Raw genomic sequence first — 11,760 nt, 5'->3', positions numbered from 1 at the left:
CGGGTGGCTGTTACCGAGGTGCTGATGGGGCTCGGCTCCTGGAGCGTCACCCTGTCGGAGGAGACGCCGCGCGAGATCCTCGACCGGCTCGGCTTCTTCGGCCACATCGCCATCGTCGCCGGGCGAATCAACGCCGCCGAGTACAACGACGAGCTCCTCACCATGGCCCGCTACGTCGGCGTCCTCACCGGCCGCGAACTCGACCAGCGCAAGGTGATCAAAGGCCAGAGCATGGCCGTCTGGTTGGGCGACAGCGACGACAAGGGCGAAGTTCTGGAGTCCCCGGTCGAGATCATCGGGCAAACCTTCCCCAACGCCATCCGAGCCATCCTCGGCTCGTCAACCGCGGTGGTCGAGGGCACCCTGTACAGCGCGCCCGGCACCTACACCGGCCGCCACCAATGGGTGAGCAAACGCAAGGCGATCGACTACATCTGCTCGACGAAGGACTGCGACTGGCGCGTCAACGGCAACGCCACGTTGGACGCCGGACCATCCGCCAACATGTTCCGCACCACCCCCACCTGCGTCATCGCCCGCCACGGCGCCGCAGGCCCCGACATGACGGTGACCGGACTCCCCGGGGACATGGCGCTCGCCCGGGACGTTGAGGACTGGACGTCGCGGGTGGTGCTGCTCGCCGAGGGCGAGGGCGCGTCGGTGGCCACGGCCGGGGTCAACATCATCACGAACCCGTACCTCGACCTGCGGGGCAGCGCGGTGAAACGCACCCGCTTGGTCAGCGAGTCCGGGACGGCGACAGGTAACGCCCAGGCACGCGCCCAGCTGCAACTCAACAGGTTCAGCGGCACCCGCAACGCCATGCGCCTATCGGCGAAGGACTACGACATCCGCGGGTCCTTCGTGCCCGGCGACTGGGTGTGGGTGTACGACCCCGACGCAGGCCTCTACGACACCGGCAACGAAATCCAGTACCGGGGGCAGCGGATCAACCCGATCCGGCTGCGCGCCGTCGAGGCGTCATGGCCGGTGGCGGAGGGGATGACGGTCGCCTACCGCCACCAGGACGGCGCCTGGCTCGACCTCACCCCGTACATGGTGTGGGAGAGCGGCGCCACCAGCGTGGTCGTGGGCGAGCTGAACCGGGCCCTCACCAACTCCGGCACCGAACCGGTGGGTCCGCGTCCGACCCCGGACGCCACCGTGCCCGGCGAGGTCAGCTGGGTGCTGCCGTTCCAGACTGGCGTCTACCTGGATGCGCTCGGCGGGACGCGGGCGAACATCCTGCTGTTCTGGGACACGCCGCTCAACGTGGACGGGTCCACGATCCTCGACGGCGACCACTTCGAAATCAGATACGACGTCAGCCCGGCCGCCAGCTGGCGGATGGCGTACGCCGCGTGGGACGACACCCAAGCCGTCATCGGCGACCTCAGCCCCGGCGTGCTATACGACTTTCAGATCCGCGCCGTCGACCTGTCCGGCAACGCAGGCGCCTGGTCGGCCACCGAGTCGGCGACCGCGCACCCGGACACGATCCCGCCCAGCACGCCGGCCGCGCCGACGGTGGCCGGATCCTCGCTGGCCCTGCAGGTGCGTCATGAGCTGGGCAAGGCGACCGGCGGCACCTTCAACTTGGAGCTCGACCTCGACCATCTTGAGGTGCATGTCGGCGACACCTCGGGGTTCACCGCGGACGAGACCACTGTGCTGGGGAAGATCGCCGCGAATGCGGGGATGATGCAGGCGCAGATCGCCGCGGTGGGCACGGTGGAGGTGGAGGAGACGACCACCCGGTGGGTGCGGGTGGTCGCGGTGGACGAGGCCGGCAACCGGTCAGATGCGTCGGCCGCCGCGAGCGCGACCGCCTTGCTGGTCGACTCCGCACACATTTCGGATCTCACCGTCACCAAGGTGACCGCGGGCACCATCTCGTCGAACTGGCTGATCGGCGCCAGCATCCGCACCGCATCGTCGGGTCAGAGGGTGGAGCTCAACGCCACCGGACTACACGGCTACAACAGCGGCGGCACCGAACTCGTCAGTCTGCTCAACGACGGCACCTTCACACTGAGGACGGCCGCCTCCGGCGCCCGGGTCGAGGTCAACGCAGGCGGCCTCGGCGCCTGGAACGCCGGCGGCGTGCAAACCGTCGGCATCCAGGGCGGGGACGGCGTGTTCTTCATGCGGTCCGGCACGTCCGGGGCGCGGGTAGATTTGAGCACGATCAGCGGCCTGCGTCTGTACGACAGCGGCGGCGTCAACACGGTGGCGCTCGACCCCAATGGGTCGTTCGTGCTGCGCTCGGATACGTCAGGGGCGCGGGTGGAGCTCGACAGCGCCGGATTTCGCGCGGTCAACAGCGGCGGCGTCGAAACGGTCAACATCAGCGCCGCGTCTGGCGGGTTCATCTTGCGCTCGGCCACCTCCGGTGCACGCATCGAGCTCGACACGCTCGGACTATGGGGCTTCAACTCAAGCGGCTACGCAACGTTCATCCTGAATGCGGCGACCGGAAACGTTGATGTTGTGGGCCGCATCTCCAGTAGCACTAATTCAGGTATGAAGCGCCTGGTCATCAACCCTCTGCTCGCGGGGGACGCGGAGATTCGTTTCTACGAGGACGCATCCAACTACCATTACATTACGTCGTTTGTGGCTTCTTCTGATGCGCTGCAAATCGGTAGCGTCACTTCCGGTGACCGCAAGTTTATGCTGAACATCGCGCCTGGCGGCAGTAACTACGTTGGTTTGGTCACTGGCTCCAACACCGAGTTTGCGGGCTTGAAGTTTATGGCTGACGGCAGCATCGATGTGCGCGGAGCAGGTCTGAGCAGTAATACAGGGGGCTTGAACTTCAAGGCACAGTCGGGTCCTGGGGATGGGTTTTTCCGCTGCTTCTGGAATGGCAGCGACATCCAGTTCGTTCGGAATGACACGAACTTCGTCGTTAAAACGTTCATCATCGACCACCCGCTCGACGACACCCGGCATCTCGTGCATGCCACCACCGAGTCGCCGCACAACGGCGTCGAATACTGGGGTGCCGCGACGCTCGGCGAGGACGGCCAGGCGGTGGTGGAACTGCCCGCCTACTTCGAGGCGCTCACCGCCGTTGAGGGCCGTGCTGTGCTGCTGACCTGTCACGACAAACCAGGCGAGGCCGCGGCGACCTATCCGCGTGATGGCCGGTTCGTCGTCGTCGGCCCTGCTGGGTGCCGCGTCTGGTGGCTGGTCAAGGCGATCCGCGCTGATGTGCCGTCGCTGTTGGTGGAGCCGCGCCGCACCGAGGTGGACGTTCACGGGGACGGCCCGTACCGCTACTACACGAAGAGGACGACCGCATGATGGAAGAGCAGCAGACCGTCGACCCGGGCGAGGTCGTGCAGGAGTACCGGGTGCGGCTGGACGCCGCCATCTACGACAACGTGCTGTTGCGGGCCGCGTTGCGGAAGGCGCAGCAGGAGGCCGCTGACCTGCGCGCGTCTGCACGCCCGGTTGAGGCGGGCGGCTGATTCACCAGCGGCGGTGTGCTCGGCGTATGCGGCGGTGGCGTGCCCACACGTAGGGCCAGGCGAGGCCGCAGGTGAAGAGCACCAGCATGATCTCCCAGAAGGTCCACCGCACCCGGATGCGTCCGCCGCCGCCGATGTGGGTGTGTTGCTGCACGGTTTGGTTGACGTTGACGTAGACCGGCGGCTGGCCGTGCGGCTGCTGGGGTCCTTGCGGCGGGTGGTTCATGGTGTCTCCGCGTTTCTGAGGGGTGCGTGTGTGACGCTCGCCCCGCCTTCCCGGGTTACTGGTGGCCGGATCCGGCCAACTCCCGCCTGACACTTCCTACTTCGGCGTGAGCCGTACCTGAGAGGCGGCTGAGTGGAGTTCGCGGCGATTCCCTGGGCGCAGGGCTCCCTGGTCGTCATCGCCCTCGGCGTCATTGTTTCCGTCTTCACGATGGTCTACAAGGGCCTACTGGTGCCCCGCTCCCACGTGCAGGACCTCCGCGAAGACCGGGACGCGCGCATCGCCCAGGCGGAAAAAGACCGCGACGAACGGGTCGCGGACGCGGAGCGGGACGCTGAGGCGTGGCGGCGCCTGTTCGAGGCGGAGAGGGACGCGCACGAGACGACGCGGCGCGCGCACGCCGAGGAAGTCGGCGCCGCGCTGGCCGCGTCGACGGAGGGGGCGCAGGTTGCGGCGGCGCTGCTGACGGAGATCCGGGCGCGACAACTTGAGGCGAAGCAATGACCCGACCAGAAGATGACCGGCCGGACATCGACGAGGCCACTCGACTCGTGGAGGAGTCGAAGCGGCGCGCGGACGCTGAGCAGCGGCGCGCCCGGGAATCAGCGCGCGGCACCTGGTCGCTGGCCCGCCGTCTGCGCTGGCTGCGGGAGGAGAACGGCTTCGACCGGATCATGGATGAGGCGTACGGGGGGTCTGGTGGTTGAGGAGATTCGGCTGGCCGGGTCGGTGCTGATCTGGGTGACGACGCTGCTCGCGGTGGCGTGCGTCGTGGTGCATCAGCTGCTGGCCCGCTGGTGGAAGACGGGCAGTGGCCGGCATGTGTTCACGTTCGAGGCGGTGCTGGCGTTGTCGTTGACCTTGTGGTCGTTGCGGCTGGTCATTCCGGAGGGTGATTGGTTTCAGGTGGTGCGGTTGGCGGCGTTTGCTGGGATGCCGTTTGTGCTGGCGTGGCGCATCAAGATCATTGTTCAGACGTGGCGTAAGGAGCGCCGGCGACGCGAGGAGGGGTTGTGACGAAGAAGACGGAGGCGGAGCTCGTCGCCGAGCACGTGGACACCCAGGAGTGGGGGGCCACCGAGTCCGACGAGGAGCAGGTGCTGGCCGGACTGGGCTACGTGCTGAACGAGGCGACCGGCATCTACGAGGGCGACGGGGGTGAGGTGACATGAGCGCGTCTGCGATGCTCGCCGCCGCCCGCCGCACCCTGGGCATGGCGGGGCGGCCGAACGCCGTCACACGCGACTACGCGGCCCGCCACGGCGAGGAGTTTCTGCGCGCCCCGTGGTGCAACATGTCGATCACCCGGTGGGCCCGCGAGTCCGGCAACGCTGCCGCGGTGCTGCCCAAGGGCGACCGCGCTTACACCGTGTGGCACGCCTACGACGGCCAGGATCTGGGCCTCTGGTACGCCGGGACGCTGGCGAACATTCGGGCGTTCGCGGAGCCGGGCGCGGTCGTGTTTTTCGACTGGGGCGGCGCCGACTCGATCCCGTACATCGACCACGTCGGCGTCGTCGAGCGGGTGCTGCCCGACGGCCGGGTGCAGACGATCGAGGGCAACACCGGTGATGCGTGCAAGCGCAGGGTGCGAGCCCACGGTGTCATCGCCGGGTTCTGGAATCCGCCGTACGGCGCCAAGAAGGATCTGCTGGAGGAACTCGTGGACAAGCTGCCGCTGCTGGTGAAGGGCGCCGAGAAGAAGGCCGGCAACCGGCCGCACATCAAGACGGCGTTCAAGCTGCTGGACGCCCGCGGGTATCCGCTGGCCACCGGGGTGGATGACATGACGTTCGGCGAGCCGATGGACAGGCGGGTCCGCGAGTTTCAGAAGGCGAAGAAGCTGGTGGTGGATGGGGAGATCGGCCCGAAGACGTGGGCGAAGCTCATCCTGCCGTGATCGAGGCGGCGCTGCTGCAGCTGCTGATGAGACGTACTGATCCCCGGCGAACTGTTTCCGAACTGGAAATAGTTCGCCCCCTGAACGTCCCGCCGCACCGGCGGGCTGTCCCTGAGGAGGGGCGCATGCATGGAGATCCCATCACGACGAGCAAGCCGGTCGAGGCGAAGGTGAAGGCCATGACGGTCGGCATCTACCTCGCCTCCGCGGCGCTGCTCCTGGTCCTGGAGATGGTCAAGGGTGATCTGTCGTTGATCGATTTCCTGCCGGGCTGGGTGCAGGCGCTGGTGGCGCCGCTGCTTCCGACGGCGATCGCGGCGGTGGCGGGGTACAAGGCGCGGCATGAGCCGCGCCCGGACCTGCCGATGTCGCAGCGATAGCCTGATCTCCTGGTAATCCGGGCCCGCTTCTGCCACGGGACGCCGTGGCACCCGCTTACAGGGCGGTACAGCGGCGGGGTGCTCTCGTTGTCCAGTGGCCCAGGACGCCGCCGGGAGTAGGGATCGAGGCCCGCCCTTCGGGGCAAGCGGCACCCCTGGCGGAAACGCCGGTTCAAATCCGGTCGAGAGCGCGCGAGGAGCCCCCGCCGTCTTCGGACGGCGGGGGCTCTTTCGCTTCACATGCTGGTGTCCGGCTCGGGCCCGCAGTAGGACGCAGCGCGGAACAGGGCGGCGAACGCTCCCAGACCGTGCCGCTGGTCGAGCCAAGCCGACAGTGGGGCCAAACATCCGCTGATCATCGTGGACACGATGACGTCATGCAGGCCATCGGCGTCGCTGCCGCCGATGTCGGCCAGGAAAGCGCGGTAGGGGTTGTTCACGCCGCGGCCGTAGGCGGCCAGCGCCGCCAGGAAGTCCTGCCTGCTGGCGGTCCGCTGTTCGGCAGGCGCCTGCTGCGCGGGCAGGTGAGCCAGGTCGTCGCCGGCGAGGCGGCCGGTGACGTCGCGGAACGCGAAGCGATCCACCCCAGTCGGCTCGGCGATGCCGAGCCGCTGCGCCGCCTGCCGGGCGATAGCCGACGCCTCCCGGTCGGTGGCGCCCTCCATCACCACCCCCAGGTTCCGCGTCGAAACCGTGCCGGCAGGGTCGGGCGCCGAGTAGGTACAGCCGTCCAAGCTGCGGATGTTGAGGCCATACCGCACCCGGTACACCTCGCCGTCCCGCACCCGGTACTCGCGGTAGGAGCCGTAGTGCAAGCAGTCGTGGGCGTAGGCGCGCAGCAGGTCCAACGCGACCAGCCCCGGAGCCTCCGCGGTACGGTCCAGGCGTCCGTAGCGGGTGACCACGGCCCCCATCTGCAGGTGCCGGTACCCCTGATCGGCGTAGTGGAAGCCGCCGAAAACGTTGGCCCGGGTGGAGCGAACACCAACCCATACCCGGTCGGTCGGCAGGAGCCGGTGCAGGCCCAGCGTCTCGTACCGGTCAGCGAGGATCGCGGCGCCGGTGTAGAAGACCTCCAGGGCGTCGCTGCCGAGGTCGGCCAGCACCCAGGGCAGCAGCGAGAAGACGACGCCCGGGTGCGCCTGGTCGAGGCCGGCCGATGCTCGCCGCGCGGCGAGGATTTCGGTGAGCGCCGCACGGTCGGCGGGCGAGCCGACGAGGTGTTCGTTGGGGGTCAGGAGCCCAAGGTCGGCTACTCGGGCTTGTTGTGGATCAGGAGCCGATGCGACTCCTGGATGCCGTCGGGCAGATCGTGCGGTGTGAACCATCTCGCCTCCAGGATCTCCATTGAGTCGACGTTCATGGTTCCGCCGGTGACTACGGCTTCGTACGCGACCTCGACCCGCAGCTGGTAGCCGCTCTTGAGGTGGGCAAGGCGGCCGACCTGCACGTGCAGGCCGGTTTCTTCGCGTACTTCGCGGACGATGGTGTCCTCGAAGCGCTCCCCCTTGTTGGCGTAGCCGGTGGGCAGACCCCACTGGCGGCCTTCCGGCCATAGCCGGTGCCGAAGGAGAAGCACGTTGCCGTCTGAGTCACGGACGATGCCGGTGACGCCGATCATGAACTTGGCGTGGCGGACCCACAGGATGCGCCATTGGAGTGGGCCTGCCAGGGCACGCCAAACCCGGGTGATGAGGTGCTTCATGGGGTCTCCTGATGGTGGGGCGCCGGGGTGGCGCCGTTCGTGTTCACCTTGGCCGACTAGGGGGCGGTCAGCCACAGGAATGGGGGACGTGTCTTGCTTGGTTTGGCGTGCGGGCTTCAGGGTGCGGCGCGGTGGTGGCCGTCATCAATGCCAGCAGCGGCTGAACATTGTCAGCTGACAATGTTCGAGGTGACGTTTGGGTTACTGTCGATTGCAGGTTGTTGCGCCGGAGGGTCGCGATGGGTGTTGAGCGAGCACAACGAGCCGCGCTTTTGAGGCAGGCCAAAAGTGTCAGCCTCACATGCAGGAACCACGGGATGAAAGCGCCGAATATATGCGCCGAAATCCTCAACCAGGTTCCCGGGATGCTGCCGCTGGAGGCATGGCGTCTGGCACACGGGTGGAGCCGCGCTCGCACGATCGAGGAGATCGCAGCCCTGTACGCCGAAGACGGGCTGGAAAGGCCAGACGTCAACACGGCGATGTTGTGCAAATGGGAGCATGGCCAAGGAAAACCGGGTGCCGTGTATTGCGACGTTTTGTGCCGGTTGTACGGGGTTTCCGCTGAACGCCTGGGATTACCGACACCGAAACGCCGCAATAAGAAATCCAGCGACGATGAGAAAGAGGATCCCATGGAACGCCGAACGTTGATCAAAGCGGCGGGAGTGGCGGGGGTCGTTGTCCCGCTGCATCTGCTGCTGGACCTTGAAGCTGCTCTTGCTGTGCCTGTCGAATCCAGCCGCCCCGCGGCGCTCGCCGAAGTTCAGCGGCGCCTCCAGGCGGCGCGGGGCCAGTTCGATATCAGCTCGCTCGTGCCTCTGCTGGCCTCGTTTCCTGGCCTGCTGTCGGCTGCTCTCGACGCCGCCAAGAGGATGGACACCCCGGCGGGGTGGGCAACGTTGTCTGCTTGCTACAACCTCGCCACCGACGTGTTGAACAAGGTGGGCCGCAAGGACACGGCGCTCCGCACCGCCGACCATGGGGTGCTGTACGCGCAACGCTCCGAGGACGCGGTAGCTCAGGGCGCGTCCGCCCGCGCAATGGGCATGATGCTCCGCACCACCGGGCAGCATGACGCGGCCACGAAGGTAGTGGAGCGGGCCGCCGACACCTTGGCGGTCATGGGGCTCCGCAAAGCGCCACAGTTGGGCACGTACCTGCGGCTGATGTGTACTTCGGCCTACACGGCGAGTCAGGCGGACGATCGGGAGGAGGCGTTTTCGAGGCTCGCGGAGGCTGAGCGGGCCGCCGCCCGTCTGACCGCGCTGACGGGCAAACCGGAAGCCGAGCCGTTCACGCGGATGTACCGGATGAACATTTTCTACTCGCTCGGTGACGCTGGTGCGGCGCTGCAGGTGGGTAAGGATCTCCGCCCGGACATGTACCCGACGCCGGAGCGGCGAGGACGGTTGCACACCGACCTGGCGCGGGCCTGGTGGATGCGTGGCCGGCCGGAGGAGACAGCGCACGCGCTTCGGGAGGCGTTGGGCGAGGCGCCCGGCGAGGTACGGGACCGGCCCAAAATCTGGAAGATAGCGGATGATCTCACCCTCATGCATCCGCAGGTGTCCGGGGTGAGGGAGCTCGCCGCCGCGCTGCGCTGACGTCTGGGTCCCGGCTCCCCTCGCCGGAGCCGGGACACCCCTTGGGACGCCTCAGGAACCCCACGGGTTACCAGGCATAACAGGACGGCATGAGGCAGCAGAAAACCCCCGCCCAGAACAGGGCGAGGGCTCTTCGCGTTGTACGGCTACCGGTTCAGCCAGGCGTCCACGTCAGACTGCTCCCACAGCGGCGTACGCCCCACCCGATCCGTGGGGGGAGGCGCCAGTTGCTTGGACGGGTGCGCTTTGGACCGCCATGACGCGGCGGTCATGTGTCGGCCGTGGATGGCTAGGTAGGCGGAGACCTGCTCGGCGGTCATCAGCGTGCTGGAGTCCTCCACCTGTACGAGTGGCTCCCCGCCGAGGCTGGAGCGGGTGGCGCCAACGATCCGCCAGCCGGGCGGGATCTTTGCCGCCTGCCGCTCCAGCCACTCGACGGCGGGCATTGGGGAGTCGGCGGTGTACTTGTCCCAGCGAGCCCAGTCCATCGTGAGGGGTTGGTCGGCCTGCTCGGGGGTGAAGTAGTGCTCCCAATTCGGCTGGGTGTCACGGATGCGCTTGTCGGAGCGCAGACGGATCGTGTCCGCGACGGCGTCGGCGCAGTGCGAGATGGCTTCGGCGAGCGCGCGGGCACGCGGCGACAGCTCGCCCAGGTCCACTTCGTCGTAGGGGGCGATGACGCGTTTGCCGTCCTGGGTGCGGGTTGTGCGGATTTTGATTTTCACGGTGGCCATGGGGTGTCCTAGATGCAGTCGCAGGTGCGGGGGTCGAGGCCGCAGTAGTGGCACTCGTCGCGGGATGCGCGGGAGGACAGGCCCGTCAGCGCGGACATCTCGCGGTGGGCGAAGTCTCCTCGGTGTCCCTGCTGCGGGCGGGGCTGCGGCGGCGTCCACCCTTCCTGGGCGAGCGCCTTGCCCCTGGCGACCATGAGGCGGTCGTACTCGCCATCGATGTAGTACTCGCCGGTGGCCTTAAATGCCCGGTACTCGCCGAGGCAGCGGGCGTCCATGAAGGGGTGGCGGATGCCGAGGTTGGCGACAGCGGCTTCGAACTCGTCGCGGCTGATGGGGGTGATGGTCACGGTCTTGGCTCCCAGGGCGATACGGCGGGCGAGGGATGCGGCTTCGATGACCCACCGGCCGCTGACCTTGAGGGCGGCGATGACGCCTTTGCGGCACCAGGTGCGGATGGTGGCGACGGTGACGCTGGCCTGGGTGGCGGCTGCGGTGGTGTCCATAACCTAAGTATGCATTGTTACGATGCGCATCGTCAAGATGCACGCTTGGGTTAGGTGATGAGGCCACCATTGGCGTTACCGCTGGGGTCGCCCTGCCTCGGCCGCCTCGCCCCGCATGATCTCCGCCGCTTCTTCCTCGGTCCCGCCCGCGGCGAGGTGGAGCCGAGCACGGGCAGCATCGGCGTCGAAGCGGGCCAGGGCGCGGATGGCAGCGTTCCACTCGGAATCCATGCCGCCATGCTCACCCGCCCGCTGATCGTCCGCAGGCAGACACAGCAACGCCCCCGCTCGGTCTCCGGACTGGGCGGGGGCTCCATTCGCGCTGTGCGGCTACCGCGCGGACACTCAGGTGACCTTCTCCCAGCGTTCGGTCTCGGGATTCCAGCGGGCATCAAGCACAACTCGGCAGTCAGCGGCTGTCGGGGGCTGATCGTCGGATCGAACCGTCAGTGCGACCTCTGCCACTCGCCACCGTGTTCCGTCTAGGTCCGACCACCTCTTACCGTCCAGGTCGTACAGAAGTCCCTGGGTAGGCAGGTCGTAGGTGGGGAAGGAGGCCACTTCATCGCCGTCTTCCTTCTGCAGGGTTACGTGGTATCGCGCATCGGATCGGGTCATTGGGTCATTGTCCAGCAGACACGACGACGCCCCCACCCCGAAGGGCAGGGGCGCCAGAAAGGCCACTACACGCGGGTCGTGGCCTGCGGTTGTCGGGCCGCCCGGTCGATCCGCTCCAGATCCTCCAGCGTCGCTGTGACGAGCCCAGCGGCCACCAGCCACGCCACCCACACCGGCTCGATCCCCGGCTCGGCGGCGAACTCGACCGCCGACACCCTCCCCGCCGCGTAGGCCGCGGTGCGGTCGGTCAACACCTGCAGCTCATCCGCCGCGACCCAGCGCACGTTCCGGGTCTCCCGGGCAGACGGCGCCAACTCGCCGCTCACCTCAGCCCGGTAGACGCTCCACCAGTGCCCCACACCGAGCGGGCCAGGGATGCGGCGGCACCGGTTACGCCTCCACTCGGCGCACACCAGACTCAGGCGGGCCACGGTCAGGCCGAGCTCTTCGGCGACCTCGGCGCGGGCGGCGTCGATCACCCCGCTGTGGCCGTCGACGTGTCCGGCGGCTCCGGCGACGCCGGGCGGGAACGTGGCGCGGTCGAACATCAGCCACTGGCCAGCGCTGTTGCCGATGAGGACGCCGACGCTCTTGTTGTCACACCTGGGCAT

General features: G+C 67.8%; 16 protein-coding genes and 1 tRNA gene. 10 read left to right on the top strand and 7 right to left on the bottom strand.

Going from position 1 to position 11,760, the window contains the following annotated elements; translation table 11 throughout:
• Window positions 1-3: 3 nt before the first annotated feature.
• On the top strand, window positions 4-3,309 hold the full coding sequence (locus AB0B90_RS30200; RefSeq protein ID WP_362925929.1) for a hypothetical protein: 3,306 nt from the start codon (window positions 4-6) through the stop codon (window positions 3,307-3,309).
• Complete coding sequence (locus tag AB0B90_RS30195) at window positions 3,306-3,476, top strand: hypothetical protein (protein ID WP_362925928.1); 171 nt, start codon at window positions 3,306-3,308, stop codon at window positions 3,474-3,476. Before AB0B90_RS30200 ends, AB0B90_RS30195 begins: the two co-directional genes overlap by 4 nt.
• A gap of 1 nt (window position 3,477) precedes the next feature.
• Here the strand turns inward: AB0B90_RS30195 and AB0B90_RS30190 are convergent, their stop codons facing one another.
• A complete protein-coding gene (locus AB0B90_RS30190) occupies window positions 3,478-3,702 on the bottom strand; it encodes a hypothetical protein (RefSeq protein WP_362925927.1) in 225 nt (74 codons plus the stop codon).
• A gap of 132 nt (window positions 3,703-3,834) precedes the next feature.
• Here AB0B90_RS30190 and AB0B90_RS30185 point away from each other — a divergent pair, with 132 nt between their 5' ends.
• The 7 genes from AB0B90_RS30185 (at window position 3,835) to AB0B90_RS30155 (ending at window position 6,173) form a co-directional block, all read left to right on the top strand.
• The gene (locus tag AB0B90_RS30185; protein WP_362925926.1) at window positions 3,835-4,206 is read left to right on the top strand and encodes a hypothetical protein; all 372 of its coding nucleotides are present in this window, start codon (window positions 3,835-3,837) and stop codon (window positions 4,204-4,206) included.
• Window positions 4,203-4,409 carry a hypothetical protein gene (locus tag AB0B90_RS30180; RefSeq protein WP_362925925.1) on the top strand — a complete coding sequence of 69 codons (207 nt, stop codon included), beginning with the start codon at window positions 4,203-4,205 and terminating at the stop codon, window positions 4,407-4,409. The genes AB0B90_RS30185 and AB0B90_RS30180 overlap by 4 nt, the downstream gene beginning before the upstream one ends.
• Entirely contained in the window at window positions 4,402-4,719 is a 318-nt protein-coding gene (locus tag AB0B90_RS30175) for a hypothetical protein (protein WP_362925924.1), read from the top strand. The genes AB0B90_RS30180 and AB0B90_RS30175 overlap by 8 nt, the downstream gene beginning before the upstream one ends.
• Entirely contained in the window at window positions 4,716-4,874 is a 159-nt protein-coding gene (locus tag AB0B90_RS30170) for a hypothetical protein (protein ID WP_362925923.1), read from the top strand. Before AB0B90_RS30175 ends, AB0B90_RS30170 begins: the two co-directional genes overlap by 4 nt.
• Window positions 4,871-5,602: a peptidoglycan-binding protein gene (locus tag AB0B90_RS30165; RefSeq protein WP_362925922.1), complete on the top strand. Its 732-nt coding sequence runs from the start codon at window positions 4,871-4,873 to the stop codon at window positions 5,600-5,602. The genes AB0B90_RS30170 and AB0B90_RS30165 overlap by 4 nt, the downstream gene beginning before the upstream one ends.
• A gap of 125 nt (window positions 5,603-5,727) precedes the next feature.
• Window positions 5,728-5,982 (top strand): hypothetical protein, encoded by a 255-nt coding sequence (locus tag AB0B90_RS30160; protein ID WP_362925921.1) that lies wholly within the window; start codon window positions 5,728-5,730, stop codon window positions 5,980-5,982.
• A gap of 80 nt (window positions 5,983-6,062) precedes the next feature.
• A tRNA-OTHER gene (locus AB0B90_RS30155) sits at window positions 6,063-6,173 on the top strand.
• A 45-nt stretch (window positions 6,174-6,218) separates the two neighbouring features.
• Here the strand turns inward: AB0B90_RS30155 and AB0B90_RS30150 are convergent.
• Together AB0B90_RS30150 and AB0B90_RS30145 are read right to left on the bottom strand one after the other, a co-directional pair.
• Entirely contained in the window at window positions 6,219-7,310 is a 1,092-nt protein-coding gene (locus AB0B90_RS30150; RefSeq protein ID WP_362925920.1) for a hypothetical protein, read from the bottom strand.
• Window positions 7,235-7,687 (bottom strand): NUDIX domain-containing protein, encoded by a 453-nt coding sequence (locus tag AB0B90_RS30145; protein ID WP_362925919.1) that lies wholly within the window; start codon window positions 7,685-7,687, stop codon window positions 7,235-7,237. The genes AB0B90_RS30150 and AB0B90_RS30145 overlap by 76 nt, the downstream gene beginning before the upstream one ends.
• A 317-nt stretch (window positions 7,688-8,004) precedes the next feature.
• Here AB0B90_RS30145 and AB0B90_RS30140 point away from each other — a divergent pair, with 317 nt between their 5' ends.
• Window positions 8,005-9,294 carry a hypothetical protein gene (locus tag AB0B90_RS30140; protein ID WP_362925918.1) on the top strand — a complete coding sequence of 430 codons (1,290 nt, stop codon included), beginning with the start codon at window positions 8,005-8,007 and terminating at the stop codon, window positions 9,292-9,294.
• 146 nt (window positions 9,295-9,440) lie between these two features.
• Here AB0B90_RS30140 and AB0B90_RS30135 read toward each other — a convergent pair whose 3' ends face one another.
• The 4 genes from AB0B90_RS30135 to AB0B90_RS30120 all read right to left on the bottom strand — a co-directional run bounded on the left by AB0B90_RS30135 (window position 9,441) and on the right by AB0B90_RS30120 (window position 11,760).
• Window positions 9,441-10,028, bottom strand: coding sequence for a hypothetical protein (locus AB0B90_RS30135; protein WP_362925917.1), 588 nt, complete (start codon window positions 10,026-10,028; stop codon window positions 9,441-9,443).
• Window positions 10,029-10,036: 8 nt separating this feature from the next.
• Window positions 10,037-10,531 carry a helix-turn-helix domain-containing protein gene (locus AB0B90_RS30130; RefSeq protein ID WP_362925916.1) on the bottom strand — a complete coding sequence of 165 codons (495 nt, stop codon included), beginning with the start codon at window positions 10,529-10,531 and terminating at the stop codon, window positions 10,037-10,039.
• Window positions 10,532-10,606: 75 nt separating this feature from the next.
• Window positions 10,607-10,762 carry a hypothetical protein gene (locus tag AB0B90_RS30125; RefSeq protein WP_362925915.1) on the bottom strand — a complete coding sequence of 52 codons (156 nt, stop codon included), beginning with the start codon at window positions 10,760-10,762 and terminating at the stop codon, window positions 10,607-10,609.
• A 452-nt stretch (window positions 10,763-11,214) separates the two neighbouring features.
• Window positions 11,215-11,760, bottom strand: coding sequence for an NUDIX hydrolase (locus tag AB0B90_RS30120; RefSeq protein ID WP_362925914.1), 546 nt, complete (start codon window positions 11,758-11,760; stop codon window positions 11,215-11,217).

The sequence above is a fragment of the Streptosporangium sp. NPDC049078 genome (assembly GCF_040648855.1).
Classification (GTDB): domain Bacteria; phylum Actinomycetota; class Actinomycetes; order Streptosporangiales; family Streptosporangiaceae; genus Streptosporangium.
The sequence above is the reverse complement of the archived record's forward strand: the minus strand, read 5'-3'. Positions and strand labels throughout refer to the sequence as shown.